The organism is Pseudomonas defluvii (assembly GCF_001695625.1).
GTDB classification, from domain to species: domain Bacteria; phylum Pseudomonadota; class Gammaproteobacteria; order Pseudomonadales; family Pseudomonadaceae; genus Aquipseudomonas; species Aquipseudomonas defluvii.
The window spans coordinates 1-3,858 of record NZ_MBPN01000204.1; the positions used below are offsets into that span (position 1 = coordinate 1).

Here is a 3,858-nt window from a genome sequence, read left to right on the forward strand (position 1 = left end):
CCGACCTCACTCTGAACGCATGGGAGCCGGAACCCAGCCCCCACCGCTCCAGCACTTACACGGCCTATTTACCGATCTGAATCTTTGGCGCCCACTGCAGCCACTCATCCTCAGCCTTATCGAACAAGGCGAAGGTCTGCTTAGGCAGCGCCGGATTACCCATCTTTTCCCCGTCCGGGGTCGCAAACGCAATCCCACCCTCAATCAGCGTTTCCAGCGACTCAGTACGCACGGTTGCGCCCTTGAACAGCCCGAAGTCCACGCCAAAGCCGCTGCTGTTCCAGAACCGGCTACCACCGCGCACCAGTGAGGCGTAACGCGGCTCGATCAGGATATGGATCAGCACGCGATCTGCTGTTTGACCCAGTTCGTACCCTGTGACCTTGCCTACCGTGATTTCACGATAGGTCACAGGAACGCCTGGCTTAATCGAACCTCGGCGCGCAGCACTCAATACCAACGCGAGCCCTGCTTCACGCTCGGTGCGGTCAGGCGCCTCGGCCAGCGCGACAAAGTTGCGTTGCGGCCCCTGATTCTTCACCGCGGGCAAAACCTCAAGATACTGACCAGTAACCAGCGTCTCCAGATTGGCAGTCTTGACGATACCCAGTGCCGGCTTCACCACCCAGAACTGCGTTCCGACCCGCGCAATACGATCAGGCACTTCGGTAATACGCGCCTTGAGCATGACCGACTCCAGATCATCACTCAGCCTGACATCTTCAACCTTGCCAATGTCCAGGCCCTTGAAGCGAATAGGCGTACCCGCCTTGAGCCCGTCGGCGCGCTCCACCTTGATCATCACGGTGACGCCACTACGGTTCGCCGCCTCTTGATCAAGGTGCAATTTGAACCGTGGAACACGACGTTTTAGCGGTACATCCGGTGTCGGGGTGTCAAAAGCGATACCGCCAGCCATCAGACTCTGCAAGGACTCACTCTTGATCTGGATACCAGAGAGACCTCCACTCAGGGTAATGCCACTGGCATTCCAGAAGCGTGTCGAGCCATTAACCAGATTGGCGTACTCTTTTTCGATATGGACACCAATCAGCAGACGCTTATGCGTTTTTGAGAACTGATAGCTCTGCACGGTACCGACCTTGACCTGACGGTAGAGGATTGGGCTACCGACCTCCAGCGAACCCAGGCTGTCGCTAAACAGCACCAGGTGCAAACCAGGCGCTTTCAGATCCAACGGTGGTGCCTTGGCGCGCGCCTCAAACTCCCGCTGTGGCAAAGCGCCTTTATCGCCCGGGCGAATTGCAATGTAGTTCCCCTTGACCAGAGCCTCCAGCCCGGTGATACCGGCCAGCGAGATCGACGGCTTGACCACCCAGAACTGGGTTCCCGCAACCAGGTAGTCTTCCGCCAACGGGTCCAGGGTCAGCTCGGCCGTAGCACTGGAAAGATCAGGGTCTACCTTGAGCGTTTTGAGCGAACCGACCTGGATACCCTTGTACATCACCGGCGTTCTGCCGGCCTGCAACCCTTCAAAGTCACTCAGCGTGACCTTGACCTTGATGCCTGCCTGCGCAGCATCAAAGTCCTCGTACAAACGGAATGGCAGGTTGGTATCAGTAGGCGGGCTGTCTTTGCGGTGCTCAGGCGTGGCAAAGGCGATACCACCCGCCACGATACTGGCCAACGACTCACTGCGAACTTTCACGCCGGAAAGATTGGCATCAATACTGATGCCGCTGGCATTCCAGAAACGCGTGTGCTTGCGAACAAGGTTTGCATAGGCAGGTGCAATAAATACCTTGAGCTCAACGATCCCCTGGTCTTCGGCAAGACGATAGCTCTTCACTCGGCCCACCTGAATCTGCTTGTAGAACACTGGGCTGTCCCGATTGAGCGAACCCAGTCGATCGGCCTTGAGCGTCAGGTGCAAACCCGGCTCGTTGTCAGAGAGCGGTGGTGCCTCGGCCAGCGCTTTGAAGCGCCGGGTTTGCTCACCGTCACCAGGGCTCACAGCGATGTAATTACCTGAGACCAAGGTTTCCAGCCCGGTAATACCCGCCAGGCTTACACTCGGCTTCACCAGCCAGAAACGCGTATTGGTGCGTAGCTGAGACTCAGCAGCCTTGTTCATCTCAATCGTGGCAATCACCCCGGTGTTACTGCCCTTGGCATCAAGCACCAGGTTCTTCACCTTGCCGACTGGCATGCCCTTGTAAACCACTTCAGTCTTGTTGACGACGATGCCCTCGCCACTCTGGAAGCGGACCTCGATGTCGACTCCCGACTCACGGTAAGCCTGCCAACCAAGCCAACCACCAATGACCAAAGCGATCAGAGGCAGTATCCAGATAGCAGACCAGTTCGAGGCAGGGCGGGTTTTAGCCGTAGGCAAATCACTCATTGTCGTCATCCGACTCCGTGTTGTCCCAGATCAGTCGGGGATCGAAAGTTACTGCAGCGAGCATTGTCAGAATCACCACGCTAGCGAAAGCGACAGCACCCAGATTGGCTTCAACACTGGCGATGCGGCCGAAATTCACCACCGCCACCAGAATGGCAATGACGAAGATATCCAGCATCGACCAGCGTCCGATGAATTCGATGAAACGGTACATCACTATTCGCTGACGAGCAGAAAGCGGCTGATGGCGCTGCACCGAGTACAACAACAGCGCAATGCCGACCAGCTTGAAGGTCGGCACCAGAATACTGGCGACAAATACCACTGCGGCAATCGGAAACATTCCGTGCTTCATTAGCGTGATGACGCCAGACATGATGGTATCGGGACTGCCCTGCCCCAATGTACTGACTGTCATGATCGGCAAGATGTTGGCAGGGATGTAAAGAATGGCAGCGGTGATGAGCAGCGCCCAGGTTCGCATCAGGCTGTTCGGGCGCCGCGCATGCACCAGTGCACCGCAACGCGTGCAGACCTGTTCATCGGTATCAGGCTCCTGCCGATTCAACTCATGGCATTCAGCACAAATCAGGATGCCTGCATCAATTGCCCGCATGAACGTCCTCCCCGGATAAAGCCACCCAAATCTGGTGAGGTGACATCACCACCTCCAGCCATACCTGAACCAGCAATAAACTCACAAAGCAGACAAGACCAAGCCCCAGACTCAACTCGGCAAGATCGACCAGCTTGACGATGGCGACCAGTACACCCATGAAGTAAACCTCAAGCATGCCCCAGTCGCGCATATGGTGGTACATACGGTACAGCAGCAGCCCATAGCTGCGCCCAACATCCAACCTGATGCTTAGCAGTACAGCGAGCTGACATAACAGCTTGAGCAAAGGGATTGCCATGCTGCACAGAAACACCACGATAGCGATTTCACGCATGCCACTGTCATACAACCCGAGGACACCACTCCAGACTGTGTCGTCAGAAGTTTGCCCCAACAGGTGGAGCTGCATGATCGGAAGGAAATTCGCGGGCACATAGAGGAGAAGCGCAGCAAGCACCAAGGCCATACTGCGCTCAACTACATCATGTCGATGCGCATAGAGCTCGTAGCCGCAGCGAGGACACTGCGCCTTCTCATTGTGCTTGAGCACGGGCTTGTGCATCAGCAGGTCGCACTCATGACAAGCTACCAGTTGGTCCAGCGGCAGGTCTGCGAGTGGATCGGAATTGGCAGGATCAGGCATGAATAAATTCTGAGTAAAAACGTCGACCTCTATTCTAGTGTTCCAACTCAAATTGTGGGAACACAACCAAAGATCGACCGGGAAAAGGCCACGGTCAAAACCGGCGTTACCGACCAGCTTTGGAGGCGAAAAGACAAAACCCCTACCTGCATGTGCAGATAGGGGTTTCGGAATTTAATCTTGACGATGACCTACTCTCACATGGGGAAACCCCACACTACCATCGGCGAT

At 55.9% G+C, this 3,858-nt stretch carries 3 protein-coding genes; all 3 read right to left on the reverse strand.

Annotated features, from left to right (window positions below):
• Positions 1-64: 64 nt before the first annotated feature.
• Genes EKA13_RS26220 through EKA13_RS26230 form a run of 3 tightly spaced genes read right to left on the reverse strand, consistent with a single transcriptional unit; the run spans position 65 to position 3,627 of the window.
• A complete protein-coding gene (locus tag EKA13_RS26220; RefSeq protein ID WP_065761952.1) occupies positions 65-2,365 on the reverse strand; it encodes a PqiB family protein in 2,301 nt (766 codons plus the stop codon).
• The gene (locus EKA13_RS26225; RefSeq protein ID WP_065761953.1) at positions 2,358-2,981 is read right to left on the reverse strand and encodes a paraquat-inducible protein A; all 624 of its coding nucleotides are present in this window, start codon (positions 2,979-2,981) and stop codon (positions 2,358-2,360) included. The genes EKA13_RS26220 and EKA13_RS26225 overlap by 8 nt, the downstream gene beginning before the upstream one ends.
• Positions 2,968-3,627, reverse strand: a complete 660-nt coding sequence (locus EKA13_RS26230; protein WP_065761954.1) for a paraquat-inducible protein A — start codon at positions 3,625-3,627, stop codon at positions 2,968-2,970. The genes EKA13_RS26225 and EKA13_RS26230 overlap by 14 nt, the downstream gene beginning before the upstream one ends.
• Between the last annotated feature and the right edge of the window lie 231 nt (positions 3,628-3,858).